Annotated in this window: 17 protein-coding genes; 8 read left to right on the top strand and 9 right to left on the bottom strand. The window is 64.3% G+C overall.

The genetic code is table 11. The features are described from left to right. The 3 genes from hisH to hisB are packed head-to-tail and all read right to left on the bottom strand — an operon-like array spanning position 1 to position 1,738. The gene (hisH, locus tag OCK01_RS16570) at positions 1–651 is read right to left on the bottom strand and encodes an imidazole glycerol phosphate synthase subunit HisH (RefSeq protein WP_263824895.1); all 651 of its coding nucleotides are present in this window, start codon (positions 649–651) and stop codon (positions 1–3) included. Beyond that, positions 651–1,124, bottom strand: a complete 474-nt coding sequence (locus tag OCK01_RS16565) for a DUF2628 domain-containing protein (RefSeq protein WP_263824894.1) — start codon at positions 1,122–1,124, stop codon at positions 651–653. The genes hisH and OCK01_RS16565 overlap by 1 nt, the downstream gene beginning before the upstream one ends. Before the next feature lie 8 nt (positions 1,125–1,132). After that, on the bottom strand, positions 1,133–1,738 hold the full coding sequence (gene hisB, locus OCK01_RS16560; RefSeq protein WP_263824893.1) for an imidazoleglycerol-phosphate dehydratase HisB: 606 nt from the start codon (positions 1,736–1,738) through the stop codon (positions 1,133–1,135). 185 nt (positions 1,739–1,923) lie between these two features. Here hisB and hslV point away from each other — a divergent pair, with 185 nt between their 5' ends. From hslV to OCK01_RS16535, 5 genes are all read left to right on the top strand, one after another. Continuing rightward, positions 1,924–2,481: an ATP-dependent protease subunit HslV gene (hslV, locus tag OCK01_RS16555; RefSeq protein ID WP_263824892.1), complete on the top strand. Its 558-nt coding sequence runs from the start codon at positions 1,924–1,926 to the stop codon at positions 2,479–2,481. After that, a complete protein-coding gene (locus tag OCK01_RS16550) occupies positions 2,468–2,986 on the top strand; it encodes a GNAT family N-acetyltransferase (protein WP_263824891.1) in 519 nt (172 codons plus the stop codon). Before hslV ends, OCK01_RS16550 begins: the two co-directional genes overlap by 14 nt. Continuing rightward, on the top strand, positions 2,983–4,290 hold the full coding sequence (gene hslU / locus OCK01_RS16545) for an ATP-dependent protease ATPase subunit HslU (RefSeq protein WP_182827895.1): 1,308 nt from the start codon (positions 2,983–2,985) through the stop codon (positions 4,288–4,290). The genes OCK01_RS16550 and hslU overlap by 4 nt, the downstream gene beginning before the upstream one ends. 118 nt (positions 4,291–4,408) lie before the next feature. Continuing rightward, positions 4,409–5,371 (top strand): DUF1402 family protein, encoded by a 963-nt coding sequence (locus tag OCK01_RS16540; protein ID WP_412179028.1) that lies wholly within the window; start codon positions 4,409–4,411, stop codon positions 5,369–5,371. Between the two features lie 30 nt (positions 5,372–5,401). Continuing rightward, positions 5,402–6,802, top strand: a complete 1,401-nt coding sequence (locus OCK01_RS16535; RefSeq protein ID WP_263824890.1) for a cytochrome P450 — start codon at positions 5,402–5,404, stop codon at positions 6,800–6,802. Here the strand turns inward: OCK01_RS16535 and OCK01_RS16530 are convergent. Then, positions 6,762–7,298, bottom strand: coding sequence for a hypothetical protein (locus tag OCK01_RS16530; protein ID WP_263824889.1), 537 nt, complete (start codon positions 7,296–7,298; stop codon positions 6,762–6,764). The genes OCK01_RS16535 and OCK01_RS16530 overlap by 41 nt on opposite strands. A 144-nt stretch (positions 7,299–7,442) precedes the next feature. Between OCK01_RS16530 and OCK01_RS16525 the strand changes: the two genes are divergently transcribed. Together OCK01_RS16525 and OCK01_RS16520 are read left to right on the top strand one after the other, a co-directional pair. Next, complete coding sequence (locus tag OCK01_RS16525) at positions 7,443–9,440, top strand: hydantoinase/oxoprolinase family protein (RefSeq protein WP_263824888.1); 1,998 nt, start codon at positions 7,443–7,445, stop codon at positions 9,438–9,440. Between the two features lie 106 nt (positions 9,441–9,546). Continuing rightward, entirely contained in the window at positions 9,547–11,718 is a 2,172-nt protein-coding gene (locus tag OCK01_RS16520) for a malate synthase G (protein ID WP_263824887.1), read from the top strand. Positions 11,719–11,821: 103 nt separating this feature from the next. On the opposite strand, the gene OCK01_RS16515 is transcribed toward OCK01_RS16520, so the two are convergent. Then, positions 11,822–12,493, bottom strand: a complete 672-nt coding sequence (locus OCK01_RS16515) for a L,D-transpeptidase (protein WP_182827891.1) — start codon at positions 12,491–12,493, stop codon at positions 11,822–11,824. A gap of 207 nt (positions 12,494–12,700) precedes the next feature. Here OCK01_RS16515 and OCK01_RS16510 point away from each other — a divergent pair, with 207 nt between their 5' ends. After that, positions 12,701–13,216 carry an MmcB family DNA repair protein gene (locus tag OCK01_RS16510; protein WP_263824886.1) on the top strand — a complete coding sequence of 172 codons (516 nt, stop codon included), beginning with the start codon at positions 12,701–12,703 and terminating at the stop codon, positions 13,214–13,216. A 15-nt stretch (positions 13,217–13,231) separates the two neighbouring features. Here OCK01_RS16510 and OCK01_RS16505 read toward each other — a convergent pair whose 3' ends face one another. The 4 genes from OCK01_RS16505 to OCK01_RS16490 all read right to left on the bottom strand — a co-directional run bounded on the left by OCK01_RS16505 (position 13,232) and on the right by OCK01_RS16490 (position 18,615). Then, positions 13,232–13,798 (bottom strand): ActR/PrrA/RegA family redox response regulator transcription factor, encoded by a 567-nt coding sequence (locus OCK01_RS16505; protein WP_182827889.1) that lies wholly within the window; start codon positions 13,796–13,798, stop codon positions 13,232–13,234. Between the two features lie 87 nt (positions 13,799–13,885). After that, a complete protein-coding gene (locus tag OCK01_RS16500; protein ID WP_263824885.1) occupies positions 13,886–15,166 on the bottom strand; it encodes an ActS/PrrB/RegB family redox-sensitive histidine kinase in 1,281 nt (426 codons plus the stop codon). Between the two features lie 18 nt (positions 15,167–15,184). Then, complete coding sequence (gene hrpB / locus OCK01_RS16495) at positions 15,185–17,647, bottom strand: ATP-dependent helicase HrpB (protein ID WP_263824884.1); 2,463 nt, start codon at positions 17,645–17,647, stop codon at positions 15,185–15,187. A gap of 8 nt (positions 17,648–17,655) precedes the next feature. Continuing rightward, on the bottom strand, positions 17,656–18,615 hold the full coding sequence (locus tag OCK01_RS16490) for an ornithine cyclodeaminase family protein (RefSeq protein ID WP_263824883.1): 960 nt from the start codon (positions 18,613–18,615) through the stop codon (positions 17,656–17,658). Positions 18,616–18,955 lie beyond the last annotated feature (340 nt).

The raw sequence follows: 18,955 nt of genomic DNA, 5'->3' as shown, positions 1-18,955 counted from the left end.
TCAGGGCTTCCAGCTCAAAAAGTTTCCGATCAGGCGCAGGCCGAGCGTCTGGCTCTTTTCCGGATGGAACTGCGCCCCGGCCATGTTGTCGCGGGCGACGAAGGCTGTCATGGGGCCGCCGTAATCGGTGGTCGCCACGACGTCGTCGGCGCGTTCGGCCGCCAAGTGATAGGAATGGACGAAATAGGCGTGCAGCCCGTCTTCGCCGGTGGGGACGCCGTCGAACAGCGAGTGTTCGCGATGCAGCGTCAGCGTGTTCCAGCCGATCTGCGGGATCTTGAGCGCGGGATCGGCAGGCGTCATCAGCGTCACGTCGCCCTTGATCCAGCCGAGGCCTTCGGTGACGGTCTTTTCCAGCCCGCGCGACGACATCAGCTGCATGCCGACGCAGATACCGAGAAAGGGCTTGCCCTTCTGTTCCACGCTGTCGCGCAATGCGTCGACCATGCCGGGCACGGTGTCGAGACCGCGACGGCAATCGGCGTAAGCGCCGACGCCCGGCAGCACGATGCGGTCGGCGCTGGCGACGCGGTCGGCCTGGTCGGTCAGTTCGATCTCGGCGTCTATGCCTGTTTCACGTGAAGCGCGCTCGAAGGCTTTCACCGCCGAACGCAGATTTCCGGAACCGTAATCGATGATCGCGACGCGCATCAGCGTCCTCCATAGGGTTCGATGAGGCCGAGCGCCACGCTGGGCCTCGGCGCGCCGGGCCGCGCCTCGGGCATCATGGGGCGAGGTGACGGCGGGGCGGGCGTCTTGTCGGCGCGGGCCTCGAAATAGATGGCCTCCGCCGTGTCGATATCGGGGGCGTTGATCACGTCCTCGATCCGCCAGCCCTTCTTTTCCAGATGCATGGCGCGGAGATGGCCGCCTTCGAAACCGGTCCACAGCGACAGGATCAGGCCGAAGGCCAGGGACAGACCGTCGAGCCCGAACTCTTCGGCCGCAAGGCTTGTGATAAACAGCGCGACGACGGAAAGGACCGTGATCAGCCACAGCCGGCGATAGAGCATCCAGGGCAGGGGCAACAGAAATGCGCCCCAGGAAAAGCCGTCACGGATGAACAGAGTCTCCACCGCCGGATCGCGGCAGACTTTCGGCGTCAAGGCGTAGAAACTGGCCATGGAACCCCTTAGAGAGCGCCTTTGGTGGAGGGAATGCGTCCCGCCTGGCGCGGATCGATTTCGAGCGCCGTGCGCAGCACGCGGGCGACGGATTTGAAGCAGGTCTCGGCGATATGATGGTTGTTGGCGCCGTAGATATTCTGGATATGCAGGGTAATCCCGGCATTCATGGCCAGCGCCTGGAAGAATTCCCGCACCAGTTCGGTGTCGAAGGTCCCGATCTTCGGCGCGCTGAAGGCGACGTTCCAGACCAGGAAGGGACGCCCCGACACGTCGATGGCGGCCTTGGTCATCGTCTCGTCCATGGCGAGATCGAGCGAGGCGTAGCGGGTGATGCCGCGACGATCGCCCAGCGCCTTGGAAATGGCCAGACCGATGGCGATGCCGGTGTCCTCGACCGCGTGATGGTCGTCCACATGCAGATCGCCTTTGGTCTCGATTTCCATGTCGATCAGCGAATGGCGCGACAACTGGTCGAGCATATGGTCGAAAAAGCCGACGCCGGTGGAAATCGTGTTGGCGCCGGTTCCATCGAGATTGACCGAGACGGAGACCGAGGTCTCGTTGGTCTTGCGCGACACGCTGCCGATGCGTTGGGATTGTTGCTGGGACATGGTTTTACTCGCCGCCACCCGTTTGCCTTGCCGGCTCCATAACAGTCCGCTGGCCAAGAATCCAGCCGATAACGCCCTTGGCGACCGCCCGACCCGCCGGGATTGTATTTCAAAGTCTCTCGATTACATAAAGCCGGACAAGCGGCGCAAATTCGCGCCGGAGAGAACAAAAACAAGAGACAGTTATGCGTGAAGACAATCCCTATCAGTCCATGCACGCCACCACCATCATCACCGTCCGCAAGGGCGGCCAGGTGGTCATGGCGGGCGACGGCCAGGTCTCGCTGGGCCAGACCGTGATGAAGAGCAACGCCCGCAAGGTGCGCCGCCTCGCCAAGGGCGAGGTCATCGCGGGCTTCGCCGGCGCCACAGCCGACGCCTTCACCCTGCTCGAGCGGCTTGAAGCCAAGCTCGAACAATATCCGGGCCAGCTGATGCGCGCCTGCGTCGAACTCGCCAAGGATTGGCGCACCGACAAATATCTGCGCCGGCTGGAAGCGATGATGCTGGTCGCCGACAAATCGATCACGCTCGCCGTCACGGGCCAGGGCGACGTGCTGGAGCCGGAACATGGAACCATCGCCATCGGCTCGGGCGGCAACTACGCCTATGCGGCGGCCCGCGCGCTGATGGACAGCGAGCACTCGGCCGAAGAGGTCGCCCGCCGCGCCATGACCATCGCCGGCGACATCTGCGTCTACACCAACCACAATATCGTGGTCGAAACCCTTGAAGCCGCCTGACAAGGTCTATCGCTTTCGTCCCATGGAGCGCGCCGATCTCGCATTGGTCGGCGGCTGGCTCATCGCTCCGCATGTGCGCCAGTGGTGGGGCGAGGCGGCGACGGCGCTGGAGGAAATCTCCGAAATTCTCGATCTCGGGCTGGTGAAGCCCTATATCGGCGAGTTCCTGGGACGTCCGGCCGGTTACTTCCAGGCTTACGACCCGCATGAGGATTACGGCCATCCCTATGCCGACCAGCCTGCCGGAACTCTGGGGATCGACCAGTTCATCGGCGCTTCAGAACTGACCGGCCTCGGCCATGGCACGGCGATGACGCGGGCCTTCTGCCAGATGCTGTTCACGAATGGCGCGCGCCGCATCATCGCCGACCCCGACGCGGAAAACGCGGGCGCCATCCGCATGTATGAAAAAGCCGGCTTCTCGCGGCTCGACCAGAGAGACACAGAATATGGCGTGGTGCTTCTGATGCATCTCGACGCCCAACAGGAAACGGAAAGACAATGACGACATTCACCCCCAGGGAAATCGTCTCCGAACTGGACCGCTACATCATCGGCCAGAAAGAGGCCAAGCGCGCGGTCGCCATCGCGCTGCGCAATCGCTGGCGCCGCCAGCAGCTGTCGGACGATCTGCGCGACGAGGTCATGCCGAAGAACATCCTGATGATCGGCCCGACCGGCGTCGGCAAGACGGAGATCTCCCGTCGCCTCGCCAAGCTTGCCGGCGCGCCCTTCATCAAGGTCGAAGCGACCAAATTCACCGAAGTCGGCTATGTCGGCCGCGACGTCGAACAGATCATCCGCGATCTCGTCGAAGTCGGCATCGGCCTGGTGCGCGAAAAGAAGCGCGCCGAGGTCAAGGCCAAGGCGCATCAGAACGCCGAGGAACGAGTGCTGGACGCGCTCGTTGGCGCGACCGCCTCGCCGGCGACGCGCGATTCCTTCCGCAAGAAGCTGCGCAACAACGAACTCGACGACAAGGAAATCGAGGTCGAGGTGGCCGACGCCTCCTCTTCCGGTCCGACGCTCGAAATGCCGGGCATGCCGGGCGCCAATGTCGGCGTGTTCAATCTCTCCGACATCCTCGGCAAGGCGATGGGCGGCCGCTCCAAGAAGGTCAAGACGACGGTCAAGGACTCCTATGATCTGCTGGTCGCCGACGAATCCGACAAGCTGCTCGACAATGACCAGATCGCCCGCGAAGCGGTGAAGGCTGTGGAGAACGACGGCATCGTCTTCCTGGACGAGATCGACAAGATCGCCGCTCGTGACGGCGGCGTCGGCGCGGGCGTCTCCCGCGAGGGCGTGCAGCGCGATCTGCTGCCGCTGGTCGAAGGCACGACGGTGGCGACCAAATACGGACCGGTGAAGACCGATCACGTGCTGTTCATCGCCTCGGGCGCCTTCCATGTCTCCAAGCCCTCGGATCTCCTGCCGGAACTTCAGGGTCGTCTGCCGATCCGCGTCGAATTGAAGGCGCTGACCAAGGAAGACTTCCGCCGCATCCTCACCGAGACGGAAGCGAGCCTCATTCGCCAATATATCGCGCTGATGGGTACGGAAGAGGTGAAGCTCGCCTTCACCGAAGACGCCATCGACGCGCTGGCGGATGTGGCCGTCCGGCTCAACTCCACGGTCGAGAATATCGGCGCCCGGCGTTTGCAGACGGTGATGGAGCGGGTGCTCGACGAATTGTCCTTCGAGGCGCCGGACCAGCCGAATCGCGAACTCACCGTGGATTCTGCCTATGTGCAGAAGCATGTGGGCCAGCTTGCCGAGAACGCCGATCTGTCGCGCTATATTCTCTGAAGCCTGGCAAGGGCTTGGGAGAAATCGGAGCCGGGCCTCGCGCCCGGCACTTGATTTTGACACGATTGCAGGCCATCCGCATGTGACATTTCAATCATACACCCTGCGGATCCCGACCTTGCGCCTGTTGCTGCTCTCCCTGACCACGGTCCTCGGCTTTTCCTTCGCCGTCTCTGCTCACGCCGATGGCGTGACGCTGGTGCCCAAGGGCAACCGCAATGCCGAGCAGCCCGACATTCCCGGCGCCTCCAAGCGCCGCACCAAGGCCGGCCGAACCACCTTCGACGACAAATATGACAAGGTGCGCGATCTGCTCGCCAATGATCGCAAACTGATGGACAAGATCAAGGCGACGGCGCGGGACTATCGGATCGACCCGATCCATATGGTCGGCGCGATCGTCGGCGAGCATACGTACAATGTCGACGCCTATGATCGTCTGCAGTCCTATTACGTCAAGGCGGCGGCCTATGCCGGCAATTCCTTCCGATTCGCCTATGACGGCATCAAGGTCTCGGATTTCGTGACGCGCGCCGAATTCTCGGCCTGCGCTGGCGAGAATGGGTCCTACGATCTCTGGACGTGCCGCGAGCGGATCTGGGACAAGACGTTCCGCGGCAATACCGTGGACGGCGTGGATTTTCCCAATAATCGTTTCTCGGCGGTGTTTTTCCAGCCCTTCTATGCCGGCCAGACTTTCGGTCTCGGCCAGATCAATCCGCTGACCGCGCTCGAACTGTCCGATATGGTCCACGAGAAATCTGGCTATCCCAAGCTCGATGAAAACGACGCCAACGCCGTCTATGAGGCGATCATGGATCCCGACAAATCGCTCGCCTATATGGCCGCCTCGATCCGCATGTCGATCGACGACTACCGGCGGATTGCAAAAATGGACATTTCCAAAAATCCAGGCGTGACCGCGACGCTGTATAATGTGGGCAATTCCGATCAGCGCGCTGCAAGGCTCGCCGCCAGGAACCGCTCGCGCGGCGAGGGCGTTGCGCCGATACTGCCGGAAGAAAATTATTACGGCTGGCTGGTCAACGACAAGCTGGCGGAACTCGAAAGCCTTCTCTGACGATAAAGCGGCGGGGGCGAGGAGACGATCATGGACATCCGCCCCGAACCCTTCGAGCCGCCGGCCCCGATCCCGCGCACCGTGCCGCCCTCGCGGCTCGACATCATCAAGGTGATGTTCCGCAATCCGCTCGAGCTCTGGGGCGCTCCGAGCTATTCGCTGCCTTACATCCAAGTGAAGTTCTTCGGTCGGCTGACCACCATCGCCAATCACCCCGGCCTGATCCGCCATGTGCTGGTCGACAACGCCGCCAATTACGCCATGCAGCCGATCCGGCAGCTGGTTCTCAGGCCGATCCTGCGCGACGGGCTGCTGACCGCCGAGGGGCAGGTTTGGAAGCGCTCGCGCAAGGCCATGGCCCCGGTCTTCACGCCCCGCCACGCGCGCGGCTTCGCCGGCAAGATGCTGAGGATCTCCGAAGGCTTTGCGGAACGCTACGATGCGGCGGCCCGGACGGGCGAGCCGGTCAACATCGCCGTCGGCATGACGGAGCTCACTTATGAAATTCTCGCCGACACGCTGTTTTCAGGCGAAATCGCCACGGGGACCGAGGGTTTCGCCGATCGTGTCGATTCGCTGCTGCACAATATGGGCCGCATCGATCCGCTCGACCTGTTGCAGGCCCCGGCCTGGATCCCGCGCATCACCCGCATCCCGGGCAAGCGGGCGCTGTCGGCCTTCCGCAAGATCGTCTCCGACACGATGGACGCCCGCCGCGCCCGGATGACGACCGAACCCGAAGGCGTGCCCGACGATTTCCTGACGCTCTTGTTGCGGCTCGAAGGCCTTGAGGGTCTGACGCGCGACGAGATCGAGGACAATATCCTCACCTTCATCGGCGCGGGCCATGAGACGACCGCGCGGGCGCTGGCCTGGACGCTGTATTGCGTGTCGGAAAGTCCGCATTTCCGCCTTTTGATGGAAGAGGAGATCGACCGGGTTATCGCCGAGGGCCGCGATCCCGTCGAATGGCTGGAGGCGATGCCGCATGTCCGCGCCGCTTTCGAGGAGGCCTTGCGGCTCTATCCGCCGGCGCCCTCGATCAACCGGGCGCCCATCCAAGACGACCAGTGGACGGATGAAAACGGCCGCACCATCACGCTGCCCAAGGGCACGTCGGTGCTGATCATGCCCTGGACGCTGCATCGACACGTCCTCTATTGGGACAAGCCCCGGCATTTCATGCCCGAGCGCTTCCTGCCCGAACATCGCGACCGCATCGGCCGTTTCCAATATCTGCCCTTCGGGGCGGGGCCGCGCGTCTGCATCGGCGCAACATTCGCGCTGCAGGAGGCGGTGATTGCGCTGGCCGTGCTGATGAAACGATTCCGCTTCGATGTGTTAGCCGGCGAAAGACCATGGCCGGTCCAGCGTCTGACCACCCAGCCGCTCAACGGGATTGCGATGCGGGTTTCGGCGCGTCCGGCTTGACCTCCGGACGGTCGATGGCCTTGATGCGGGCGCAGGCGCTTTCTCCGACATTGTCGCAAGGGCGATAGGTGACGATCTCGCTGCCCGCGCCGTCGTCCCAGACCGCCTGAACCGTCACCGTCTGGGCTTCGCCTGCTTTGAGCTTGAGATAGACATATTTGTTGTCGGGATCGTCTGGCACGTTGAAAGGCTGCTGCGGATCGCAGGGGCCGAGCGGAAAGCGCCGGTCGAGGGTGGTGGAATTGATCGAATAGCGCACTTCCGACAGCCGGCAGCGCATGACCTGCAGCATGGTGAAATAGAGATACTGGCCGCCGGCGAAATTGCGGAACTGCACCCAGCCGGTGGGCTTGTTGGCGTCGAGCATGGCTTCATAGATGCTGCGTTCGGGCAGTTTCGGCGCGAATTCGTCCTCGCTCTGATCCTGCGCGTAGGAAGATGCGGCGGCTGAGAGACACGTCGCGAGCAGCGTGAGACGGAAAAAGGAAGGGCGCATGACCTGATCTCGCTTGATTTTGCTCAAATTCACCGCGGATCTGCCGCAGCCTGACCTTTCGTTGACGGATGAAATCCCATAATCGAAGGCTCGGCGCAACTCAGGCTTCAGGCGGCCTTCGCCTGCTTATGGGGATGTAACGGCGTGACCTCGCAATTTCTTCTCGGCATCGACACCGGCGGCACATATACGGACGTGGTCATCTTCAGCCCCGCCGAGGGCGTGAAGGCCCGCGCCAAGGCGCTGACGACGCGGCACGATCTGGCCGAGGGCATTCGCGGCGCGGTCGATCGCGTGCTGGCCGATACCGGCGTTGACATCGCCTCGATCCGTCTCGCCTCGCTCTCGACCACGCTCGCCACCAATGCGCTGGTCGAGGGGCAGGGCGGGCGCGTCGGCCTGATCATGATCGGCTTCGGCCCTGAAGATCTCGAGCGCGACGGGCTCAAGGCGGCGCTGGGGACCGATCCCGTCCTCTTTCTGCCCGGCGGCCATAATGTCCATGGCCATGAAACGCCGCTCGACATGAGCGCGCTCGAAGAGGCGATCGAGACGCTGGGTTCGAGCGTCACCGCCTTTGCGGTGGCCGGCTACTTCGCGGTCCGGAATCCGGCGCATGAAATTTGCGTCCGCGATTTCCTGCGCGATCACACCCATCTGCCGGTCACCTGCAGCCATGAACTCTCCTCCAAGCTCGGCGGACCGCGCCGGGCGCTGACCACGCTCTTGAATGCGCGGCTGGTCTCCATGATCGACCGGCTGATCGGCTCGTCGGAGGATTTCTTGAAAGCGCGCGGCGTCGAAGCGCCCTTGATGGTGGTGCGCGGCGACGGCGCGCTGATCTCGGCGGCGGAAGCGCGGTTGAGGCCGATCGAGACCATTCTGTCCGGCCCTGCCGCCAGTCTCGTCGGCGCGCGCTTTCTCACCGGGCTCGATGACGCCGTCGTCTCCGATATCGGCGGCACCACCACCGATGTCGCCATTCTCGACAAGGGCAAGCCGCGGCTGGATGGCGACGGCGCCGTGGTCGGCGGCTATCGCACCATGGTGCAGGCGGTGGCGATGCGCACCTATGGCCTCGGCGGCGATTCGGAAGTGCATGTCTCGACCCGCGGCCTCGAGGGCGCCCTGACGCTCGGGCCGCGCCGCATCGTGCCGCTCAGCCTGGCGGCGCATCTGCATGGTCCCGAAATCAAGGAGATGCTCGATCGCCAGCTGAAAGCCACCCATGCGGGCCGGCATGACGGACGGTTCGCGCTGCGCTCCGGCCTGCCGGATCGGTTTGCCAGCGGGCTCTCGGCTGCCGACGCGGGCCTGTATGAACGAATCACCGAAAAGCCGCAGGCGCTCAACGATCTGCTGCTGTCTTCGATGCAGCGCGCCTCGCTCGACCGGCTGGTCAGCCGCGGCCTCGTACATATCTCCGGCGTCACGCCGTCCGACGCCATGCATGTGCTGGGGCGTCAGGGCCAGTGGGATGCGGACGCCGCCCGTCTCGGTCTGGAACTCGGGGCCCGCGCCCGCACCGGCGCCGGCAAGCCGATCGCCGAAACGGCCGAAGCCTTCGCCGAACTGATAGCCGACCGCATGACGCGGCAATCTTCCGATGTCATCCTTGCCGCAGCACTCAGCGAGGATGGCGTCGATGGCGTCGATCCCACCCAATCATCGGCCGTCGACCGGGCGTTGAAGCGCAAACCCGGCGTCGTCCGCTTCGCCGTCAGCCTCGACCGTCCGCTGATCGGTCTCGGCGCTTCGGCGCATGTCTATTATCCGGATATCGCCGAGATGCTGTCGGCCGAATCGGTCATCCCAGCTGACGCCGGCGTCGCCAACGCCATCGGCGCGGTCGCCGGCGAAATCAGCCAGACGGTGCAGGTCACGGTGACCGCGCCTGAGGAGGGCGTGTTCATGGTCTCCGGCGGCGGCGAGACGGAGCGGCGCACCAATGAGGCGGCCACGCTCGATTACGCCCGCGACCGGGCCCGGGCCGCCGCCATCCAGGCCGCCATCGACAGCGGCGCCGACGAGCCCGTCGTGCGGATGATCGAGGAGATCGACCGGCCCGAGATCGAGGGCAGCCCGAAGCTCGTGGAAGCGCGATTCATCGCCACCGCGTCGGGGCGGCCGAAAATCACCTAAGATTGTTTCCTCTAGCGGAAACAATCCTGTCTCGCCCGATCTGATTGACGCTGGGCTGCGCTTACAGCACTGTTGCCGCGCCAGTATTTGACGCGGGAGCATGCGCATGACCGACCGGATCGACATTCACGGCCTGAAGATGGCCGCCGACCTCCATGATTTCATCCGCAACGAGGCGGCGCCGGGGACGGGCGTGGATGTGGACGCGTTCTTCGCCGCCTTTGCCGCGATCGTTCATGATCTTGCGCCCGAAAATCGCGCTCTGCTTGAAAAGCGCGACGCCATCCAGGCTGAGATCGACGCCTGGCATCGGGAACACGGCGCGCCGAGCGATCTCGCCGCCTATGAAAGCTTCCTGCGCGAGATCGGCTATATCGTGCCGGAAGGCGAGGCGTTCCAGGTCGACACCGACCATGTCGATGCCGAAATCGCCGAAATCGCCGGGCCGCAGCTCGTCGTGCCGGTGATGAACGCCCGTTACGCCCTGAACGCCGCCAATGCCCGCTGGGGCTCGCTGTATGACGCGCTCTACGGCACCGACGCCATTCCGGAAACTGACGGCGCGGAAAAGGGCAAGGGTTACAATCCGGTGCGCGGGACGCAGGTCATCGCCTGGGCCAAGGCCTTTCTCGATGACGCCGTCCCGCTCGCCGGCGGCAGCTGGAGCATGGCGACCTCGCTCAGCGTCGACGATGGCGGACTGTTCGTGGAAAACGACATCGGCGTCACCGGGCTCAAGGATCCCGCGCAATTCGCCGGCTCCACTCTGGGCAAGACAGGTGAGCCGCGCCTCCTGCTGCGGCACAATGGCCTGTTGATCGAGATCGTCGTCGACAGCCAGAGCCAGATCGGCGGCTCCGATCCTGCCCATATCGCCGATGTCAGGCTCGAATCGGCCATCACCACCATCATGGACTGCGAGGATTCGGTCGCCGCCGTCGATTCCGAAGACAAGGTTACCGTCTATCGCAACTGGCTCGGCCTGATGAAGGGCGACCTGACCGAAGAGGTCAGCAAGGGCGGCCAGACTTTCACTCGAAAGCTCAATCCGGACATGGAGTTCACCGGCCCCGATGGTCAGCCGGTGCGCGTGCGAGGCCGCTCGCTGATGCTGGTGCGAAATGTCGGCCACCTCATGACCAATCCGGCCATTCTTGACCGCGATGGCCATGAGGTTCCCGAAGGAATCATGGATGCGCTGGTCACCGCGCTGATCGCGCTGCACGATATCGGTCCTGATGGCCGCCGCATGAATTCGCCCGCGGGCTCGATGTATGTCGTCAAGCCGAAGATGCATGGCCCGGAGGAAGTCGCCTTCGCGGTGAAGATCTTCGACCGCGTCGAACAGGCGCTCGGCATGCGGCCCAATACGATCAAGATGGGCATCATGGACGAGGAGCGCCGCACGACGGTCAACCTCAAGGAATGTATCCGCGCCGCCCGGTCCCGCGTCGTCTTCATCAATACCGGCTTCCTCGATCGCACCGGCGACGAGATCCACACCTCGATGGAAGCCGGCCCGATGATCCGCAAGGGCGACATGAAGCAGGCCGCCTGGATTGCGGCCTATGAGAACTGGAATGTCGACACCGGCCTCGAATGCGGCCTGTCCGGCCGCGCCCAGATCGGCAAGGGCATGTGGGCCATGCCGGACCTGATGGCGGCGATGCTGGAGCAGAAGATCGCCCATCCCAAGGCTGGCGCCAACACCGCCTGGGTTCCCTCGCCGACGGCTGCGACGCTGCACGCCACCCATTATCACAAGGTCGATGTGATCAGGGTTCAGTCCGATCTCAAATCCCGCCCCAAGGCGAAATTGTCGGATATTCTCTCCGTGCCGGTCGCGGTGCGCCCCAACTGGACGGCCGAGGAAATCCAGCGCGAGATCGACAACAACTGCCAGGGCATTCTCGGTTATGTCGTCCGCTGGGTCGACCAAGGGGTCGGCTGCTCGAAAGTGCCCGACATCAACAATATCGGCCTGATGGAAGACCGCGCCACGCTGCGCATCTCCGCCCAGCATATGGCCAACTGGCTGCATCACGGGGTGATCACCGAAGCGCAGGTGACCGAAACCATGAAGCGCATGGCAGCGGTGGTCGATGGCCAGAACGCCGGCGATTCCCTCTATCAGCCGATGGCCGCCGACTTCGACGGGTCGATCGCCTTCCAGGCGGCGCTCGACCTGGTGTTCCAGGGGCGCGCCCAGCCGAACGGCTATACCGAACCGGTGCTGCATCGCCGCCGGTTGGAGCTGAAGGCGAGAAGCGCAGCGTAAGCCGCGCCTAAATCCTCACGACAACGAAAAAACCGCCTCGGTCTCCCGAAGCGGCTTTTTCAATGCCGGCGATCCATCGTGGGCGATGGATCTCGATATCAGACTATAGAACCACCACGCGGGTGCCCTTGCCGGGACGGACGCGGTTATAAAGGTCGATCACGTCCTGGTTCATCAGGCGGATGCAGCCCGACGACGCGGCGGTGCCGATGGAGCTCCATTCCGGCGTTCCATGCAGGCGGAACATCGTGTCCTGGCCTTCGTCGTTGAACAGATACATGGCGCGCGCGCCGAGCGGATTGGTGAGACCGGGGCCCATGCCCTTTTCGACATATTTGGCGACTTCCGGCTTGCGCTCGGCCATCTCCGCCGGCGGATGCCAGGTCGGCCATTCCTGCTTCCAGGCCACATAGGCTTCGCCCTTCCAGGAGAACCCCTGCTTGCCGACGCCGATGCCGTAGCGCATCGCCTTGCCATTGCCCAGAACATAGTAGAGGAAGCGGTTCCGGGTGTCGACGATGACGGTGCCGCGCTTGCGGTCGGTTTCGTAATTCACCACCTGGCGATGAAACTTCTTGTCGACCCGGTTGATCGGGATCGCCGGCAGGGCATAACCTGAATCCGTGGTTTTGCCGTAGGAATCGGTGAAGATCTCCGCGGTCTCGACCGTGGCGGGCGCATTTCCGGCCGTCTTGGTTTCGGACGTGGTGGTGCAGGAAGCAAGGCCCATGGCGAGGAGCATGCCAAAAGCCGTAGTCGCAGTGCGAAAGCGCATCTTTGTCTCTTGTGTCGGTTCTCGGAGGGAGGATGGCGTTACGCCCACCATCTCTATGGGCGTGTTATTTTCGATAAATCCCGGCTTTGCAAGCGGCCCCAAACCCCTGTCCCCTACGCTCGCGGGCAAAGAGGGAAAGAATGGTTTTTTTGCAACATTTAGAAGAATGCGGATCAAAGTCCGCGCTGTGCGAACGAGGAAGTGCCGATGTCGATCATATCCGTACATGGGGACAATCCGCTCAGAGATGGGAGGCAGTCTCAGCGCGCGCTGTCGGTTCGACGCGGCATGCAGCGCTTGCTGCTCGATATGAGGCATTCGACCTTGCCCGAGCTTGGATTGGCGAGTGGACGCCGCGCCGATCTCGTTTCGCTGACGCCAAAAGGCGAGGTCTGGATCATCGAGATCAAATCGTCGATCGAGGATTTCCGCGTCGACCGCAAATGGGGCGACTATCGCGCCTTCTGCGACAGGCTGTTTTTCGCCACCCTGCCGGACGTGCCCCCGGAGATTTTTCCGGAGGATTGCGGTCTTTTCGTCTCCGACGCCTATGGCGCGCATATGCTGCGCGAGGCGCCCGAACATCGGCTGTCGCCGCCGCAGCGCAAGGCGATGACCCTGTCCATCGCCCGCATCGCCTCGCACCGGTTGATGCAGGCCGAATGGGCGGCGGAACGTCTGGGACTTTCCGATCCGCAGGACGTCGGCGTCAATTTCAGCTGACGCCCGCCGGCGCGGTTATTTCGGCGCGCGCTTGGCGAGAATGCGCTGCAGGGTGCGGCGATGCATGTTGAGTCGGCGCGCCGTTTCCGACACGTTGCGCTCGCACATTTCGTAGACGCGCTGGATATGCTCCCAGCGGACCCGATCGGCCGACATCGGATTTTCCGGCAGCTCGACCTTATCGCCCGCCCGGCGGGTGAGCGCGGCATAGACTTCGTCGGCGTCGGCCGGCTTGGCCAGATAATCGACCGCGCCCAGCTTCACCGCCGTCACGGCCGTGGCGATATTTCCGTAGCCGGTCAGCACGATCATGTTGCTGTCGTCGCGCTTGGAACGGATCGTCTCGATCACGTCGAGCCCGGAGCCGTCAGCCAGGCGCAGATCGACCACGGCGTATTTCGGCGGTCGCGCCTTGGCCTTGGCGATGCCTTCCGTGACGGTTTCGGCGGTTTCGACCTTGAAGCCGCGCATTTCCATGGCGCGGGCCAGGCGCTTGAGAAACGGCGCGTCGTCTTCCACGATCAGGAGCGAGGCGTCTGCGCCGATGACGTCCTGTGAAGCCGTTTTGGATGCTGCGTCCATTGTTCTTGCCTTTTTTCAATCTCGGTCGCGCACTATGTCTACGAATATAATGCGCTTTGGGATTTGCCAAATGGTCTCAGGCGCAAATCACGCCTTCTGGTCCATATATTCGCGCTTCCAGATCACTGTGATGCGGGCGCCTGGGGCGTTTTCGAATGTCAATTCCGCGCCGGAGCGTTCGAGCAGCGTCTTGGCGATGAACAGGCCGAGACCCAGGCCTCCCGCCTTGGCGTGCGGCGAGCGCCGGGTCACATAGGGTTCGCCGATGCGCTGGAGAATGTCGGGCGCGAAACCCTCGCCATTGTCCTCGATCGACAGCCGCACGAAATCCCTGTCGTGATAGACCCGCACCACCACTTCCGAGCGCGCGTAATCCACCGCATTTTCGATGAGATTGCCGAGCCCGTAGACGACGCCGGCATTGCGCCGGCCGAGCGGCTCCTCGGCGCGGGGGCTTTCCTCGATCACCCTGATGTCGATGCCGAATTCGCGATGCGGCGCGATCACCTCTTCGATTAGCGACGATAGCGGCATGTTGCGCATATGCTCCTCGCTGCCGGAGGACAGCGTGGTCAGCCTCTGCATGATGTCGCGGCAGCGTTCGCTCTGCGAGATCAACAGATGCACATCGTCGTGAAAACGGTCGCCCGGGCCGATCTCGCGGCTCATCTCCTTGGCGACCAAAGAGATCGTGGCGAGCGGCGTGCCGAGTTCATGCGCCGCCGCCGCCGCCAGTCCATCGAGCTCCGAAAGATGCATTTCCCGCTGCAGCACCAGTTCCGTGGCGGCCAGCGCTTCCGACAATTGGCTCGCCTCCAGTGACACGCGATAGGAATAGAAGGCTGCAAATGACGTGGTCAGCACGATGGCGAACCACATGCCGGCGAGAAACAGCGGCTCGAACGGCACGGTGACGCCCTGATACCAGGGCAGCGGATAGGGCGTGAAGGCGAGCGCGGTGATGCAGAGGATCGCCACCGCTACCAGCGCGAGACTGTAGCGCAGCGGTTGCGAGGCGGACGAGATGATCACCGGCACCGAGATCAGCGGCGCAAAGGGATTGGAGAGACCTCCCGTCACATAAAGAAGAGCGGCGAGTTGCAGCAGATCGAAGGCCAGCAGCGCCAGCGCCGGCTCCGGCGCCAGCCGGCGGGTCGAGGGATAGCGCAGCTGAAGAAAGGCGTTGACCACCGCCAGCAGCGCAATCAGCGCCGCGCAGGTCTTCAGCGGCAGCGCGAATTGCAGCACCAGCGCCACGATCAGCACCGCCGCCGTCTGTCCGACCACCGACAGCCAGCGCAGCCGCACCAGCGTTTCCAGCCGTAGCCTGCGGCTGTCGTCCCCTTGGGAAAAAGCCTCGATCGCCATTCTCAATCCTTTCGCGCCTCATGTGCCGCGCGGCTTGGCCCGCGCGGTCGGAGCCGCCTCCGCCGGATCCTCCGGCCAGGGATGTTTGGGATAGCGCCCGCGCATATCGGCGCGCACATCCTTCCACGAGCCTTTCCAGAAACCCGGCAGGTCCCGCGTCGTCTGTATCGGCCGGTGCGCCGGCGAGGTCAATTCCAACACGAGCGGTATACGGCCATTGCCGATGGCGGGATGGCTCTTCAGGCCGAACAATTCCTGGACCCGGATGGTCAGCAGCGGCTCCTCGCCCGAATAATCGATCGGGTGGCGGTTGCCGGCGGGCGAATCGAAATGGGTCGGCGCCGCTTTGTCGAGCTCGCGCCTGACCTCATGCGGCACGAGGCTCATCAGGCCCTCATGGAGCGCATCCGCTCCGATCGAATCGACGCCGCGCGGCTCGAGCACGAAGGGCATCAGCCAGGTCTCGAGACCGGCCAGCAGCGCCGCATCGCCCATATCCGGCCAGGGCTCGCCGAGCATGCGATGGAGAAAGCCGATGCGCTCGCGCAACTGCCGCGCCGCTTTCGAAAACGGCAGGGCGTCGAGCCCGAGATTGCGGATGCCCTCGGCGAGCGCTCTGGCCGCCTCCTCTCCATTCGGCCGCGGCAAGGGCTGTTCTTCGAGGATGATCGCGCCGAGCCGCGTCACCCGGCGGGCGCGCACCTGCCGCGATCCCGTGTCGAAGACGCACTGGCTCTCCGTCACGATCGCATCAGGCAGTTCCTCCTCGATCTCGGCCCGGGTGACGCTGGCCGCAGATAGAATGCGTTGCGCCGCGGCGCGGCCGGTGAGATCGGCGACGACGAGCATGTCGGAGCGCGCCAGGGCGTCCGTGTCGGCGAGTTCGCCGCCCCGGCCATTGGCCATGACATAGCGCCCGCGCGCGCCGCGCTGGGCGGCAATCCGGTCCGGAAAGGCGTGCAGCAACAGCCGCCCGGCGGTGACGGGCTGATCGGCCGCCGCCGTCTTGGGAAGCGCGTCCGCAATGCGCCGGGCGAGGCCGCGCGCCGCCTGCGCTCGTTCGGAGCGTTCCGAACGGAACCGCGCCAGCCGCGCGTCGAGATCCACCGCCGTGCCGCCGAGCCCCTGTTCGGTGATCAGCACGGCGAGTTCGGCGGCCTGGCGGCCCAGGCCATGGGAGGCCGCGCTCGCCGTCATGGCCGCCAGCCTTGGCGGCAGCGCCAGCCGCCGCATCATCCGCCCTGTTGCGGTCAGGTCGCCCTGCCGATCGAGCGCGCCGAGCCGCATCAGCAGCGTCTTGGCCTCGGTGAAGGCCGCGTCCGGCGGCGGATCGAGAAAGGCGAGCGTGGCGGGATCCTTCACCCCCCAGGCGGCGAGATCGAGCGCGAGGCCCGAAAGATCGCTGGCGAGAATTTCCGGCGGCGTGAACGCTTCCAGCGCCGCATTCTGGCCGGCGAGCCAGAGCCGGATGGCGATGCCCGGCTCGGTGCGGCCGGCGCGGCCGGCGCGCTGGTCGGCCGAAGCGCGGCTCACCCGCCGCGTTTCCAGCCGGGTGATCTGGGTGGCCGGCTCGAACACCGGCAGCCGCTGCAGGCCGGAATCAACCACGATGCGCACGCCGTCGATGGTGATCGAGGTCTCGGCGATCGAGGTGGCGAGCACGATCTTGCGCTGACCCGGAGGCGCCGGCTTGATGGCGAGATCCTGCTCGGCCTGGCTGAGCGCGCCATAGAGGGGCGCGATGATCGTCTCGGCTCCGAACCGTCCCTGCAGCCGTTCCGCGGTGCGGATGATTTCGCGCTGCCCGGGCAGGAAGGCGAGGATCGAGCCTTCTTCCGAGCGATGCGCTTCCGCGATCACCCGCGCCACGACATCCTCGATCGGCTGGGAGGAATCGCGGTCCTGATGACGGATATCGATCGGAAAGCCGCGGCCGAGGCTCTCGATCTCAGGCGCGCCATTCATGAGCCCGGCGATCCGCGCAATATCCAGCGTCGCCGACATCACCAGAATGCGCAGGTCCTCGCGCAGCGCTCCCTGCACGTCGAGCGCCAGCGCCAGGCCGAGATCGGCGTCGAGGGAGCGCTCGTGGAATTCGTCGAAGATCACGCAAGACGTGCCGGAGAGTTCGGGATCGTCGAGGATCATCCGGGCGAACACGCCTTCGGTGACGACTTCGATCCGGGTGCGCCCCGAAATCTTCTGGTCGAGCCGCATGCGATAGCCGACGAGACCGCCGACCTCCTCGCCGATCAGCGCCGCCATGCGCCGGGCCGCCGCCCGCGCCGCGAGCCGCCGCGGCTCGAGCAGGATGATTTTGCCATCGCCACGCCAGGGCGCGTCGAGAAGGTGGAGTGGAACCAGCGTGGTCTTGCCGGCCCCCGGCGGCGCCGAGACGACCGCGCGGCCCGCCTCCGTGAGGGCGGATGCAATGTCGTCGAGGACCTCGGAGACCGGATAATGCGGCAGGCGGAATGGCATGGCGGACGTCACAATTCTTCTGCGGCCTTGCGCTGCACCTGTTCGAGCGCCAGGATCGCGCCGGCCAGATCCTCGATGCTCGCGCCCACCGATTTGAACAGCGTGATTTCGTCTGCGCTTGCGCGACCGGAATGCCGACCCGCGCAAAGGTCGGCGAGATCCGCCTTGAGCGCCGTCTTTTCGATGACGCCGGCCTTGAGCGGCTGCAGAATATCGCCAGCTTCCGCGAGCGCCCCTTCATACGTGTCGACGAACAAGCTGGCGCAGGCCACGGCGCGATCGTCGCTTTCGCGCATGCTCGGCTTGAAAGCGCCGACGAGATCGAGATGCGCGCCCGGCTTCAGCCAGTCGCCGCGGATCAGCGGCTCCTCCGATAGGGTCGCGCAGGAAATGATGTCGGCCTCGCGCGCCGCGCTTTCGAGATCGGCGGCGACCTCCACGGTAAGGCCGGAGCTCGAGGCCTCCTCAGCGATGGCCTCGGCCTTGGCGCTGTCGCGACCCCAGATCAACACGCGGGCGAGGGGACGCATCACCGCATGCGCCTCGATCAGGTTGAGCGACAGACGACCGGTTCCGACCATCAGCATGGTCGAGGCGTCCGGGCGCGACAGATAGGAGGAGGCAAGCGCCGAGGCCGCCGCCGTTCGCCGCGCCGTCAATTCGCCGCCATCCATGACGGCGAGCAGTTCGCCTGTCAGCCCGGACGAAAGAAGATAGGAGCCGTAGATCGCGGGCAGCCCGCGCGCGCCGTTGCCGGGAAACACCGACACCATCTTGACGCCGAAATAGCGTCCGGCAACCCAGGCCGGCATCAGGAGAAGCGTGGCGGCGGCTTCTCCGGGAACCTCCATCTCGTGATGATGACGGGGCGGGGCGGTTCCTCCACCGGAGAACATGACCCGAAGCGCGTCGATCAGCTGCGGGAAAGGGAGGGCATTGCGCGTTTCGGCGCTGTCGAGAACCAGCATGGAAGCCTCATTCCTGTGCCGCTTGCAGCGGCGTGTTTGTTCTCAAGTCCCATAGCACCGGGCGCGCCGGCTTTCACCGACGAAAAGCAGCAGAGACCCCTCTATGAGCAGCCTCATATTTCAGCAGTCTCGGATGCAATTTTAGGCATCCACACAACCGTCATGGAAACTTCATAGGAATATCAATCGCTTATCATTTTTCTTTTGTTGCCTTTGATTTTCCGGTTGACGGTGTGGGGGGTGGTTTGTATAAGCCGGGACATCGACGGGGGCGGCGGTTGCTTCTAGCGGCAGGCGCGCTCGTCTCTGAATTCTGGCTGAAGCGGATGTTTCGGCGGTG

Origin of the sequence: Rhizobium sp. TRM95796 (assembly GCF_025779995.1) — a bacterium.
Taxonomy (GTDB): domain Bacteria; phylum Pseudomonadota; class Alphaproteobacteria; order Rhizobiales; family Rhizobiaceae; genus Rhizobium_E.
This window is presented reverse-complemented; position numbering and strand designations above follow the sequence as displayed.

What these genes read in the sequence shown, in the direction of transcription:
- OCK01_RS16530 (WP_263824889.1), bottom strand. Translation starts at nt 7,298, where the DNA reads ATGCGCCCTTCCTTTTTCCGTCTCACGCTGCTCGCGACGTGTCTCTCA.
- OCK01_RS16500 (WP_263824885.1), bottom strand. Translation starts at nt 15,166, where the DNA reads ATGGCGATCGAGGCTTTTTCCCAAGGGGACGACAGCCGCAGGCTACGG.
- OCK01_RS16565 (WP_263824894.1), bottom strand. Translation starts at nt 1,124, where the DNA reads ATGGCCAGTTTCTACGCCTTGACGCCGAAAGTCTGCCGCGATCCGGCG.
- OCK01_RS16515 (WP_182827891.1), bottom strand. Translation starts at nt 12,493, where the DNA reads ATGCGCTTTCGCACTGCGACTACGGCTTTTGGCATGCTCCTCGCCATG.
- OCK01_RS16535 (WP_263824890.1), top strand. Translation starts at nt 5,402, where the DNA reads ATGGACATCCGCCCCGAACCCTTCGAGCCGCCGGCCCCGATCCCGCGC.
- hrpB (WP_263824884.1), bottom strand. Translation starts at nt 17,647, where the DNA reads ATGCCATTCCGCCTGCCGCATTATCCGGTCTCCGAGGTCCTCGACGAC.
- OCK01_RS16505 (WP_182827889.1), bottom strand. Translation starts at nt 13,798, where the DNA reads ATGGACGCAGCATCCAAAACGGCTTCACAGGACGTCATCGGCGCAGAC.
- hslV (WP_263824892.1), top strand. Translation starts at nt 1,924, where the DNA reads ATGCGTGAAGACAATCCCTATCAGTCCATGCACGCCACCACCATCATC.
- hslU (WP_182827895.1), top strand. Translation starts at nt 2,983, where the DNA reads ATGACGACATTCACCCCCAGGGAAATCGTCTCCGAACTGGACCGCTAC.
- hisH (WP_263824895.1), bottom strand. Translation starts at nt 651, where the DNA reads ATGCGCGTCGCGATCATCGATTACGGTTCCGGAAATCTGCGTTCGGCG.
- OCK01_RS16510 (WP_263824886.1), top strand. Translation starts at nt 12,701, where the DNA reads ATGTCGATCATATCCGTACATGGGGACAATCCGCTCAGAGATGGGAGG.
- hisB (WP_263824893.1), bottom strand. Translation starts at nt 1,738, where the DNA reads ATGTCCCAGCAACAATCCCAACGCATCGGCAGCGTGTCGCGCAAGACC.
- OCK01_RS16490 (WP_263824883.1), bottom strand. Translation starts at nt 18,615, where the DNA reads ATGCTGGTTCTCGACAGCGCCGAAACGCGCAATGCCCTCCCTTTCCCG.
- OCK01_RS16520 (WP_263824887.1), top strand. Translation starts at nt 9,547, where the DNA reads ATGACCGACCGGATCGACATTCACGGCCTGAAGATGGCCGCCGACCTC.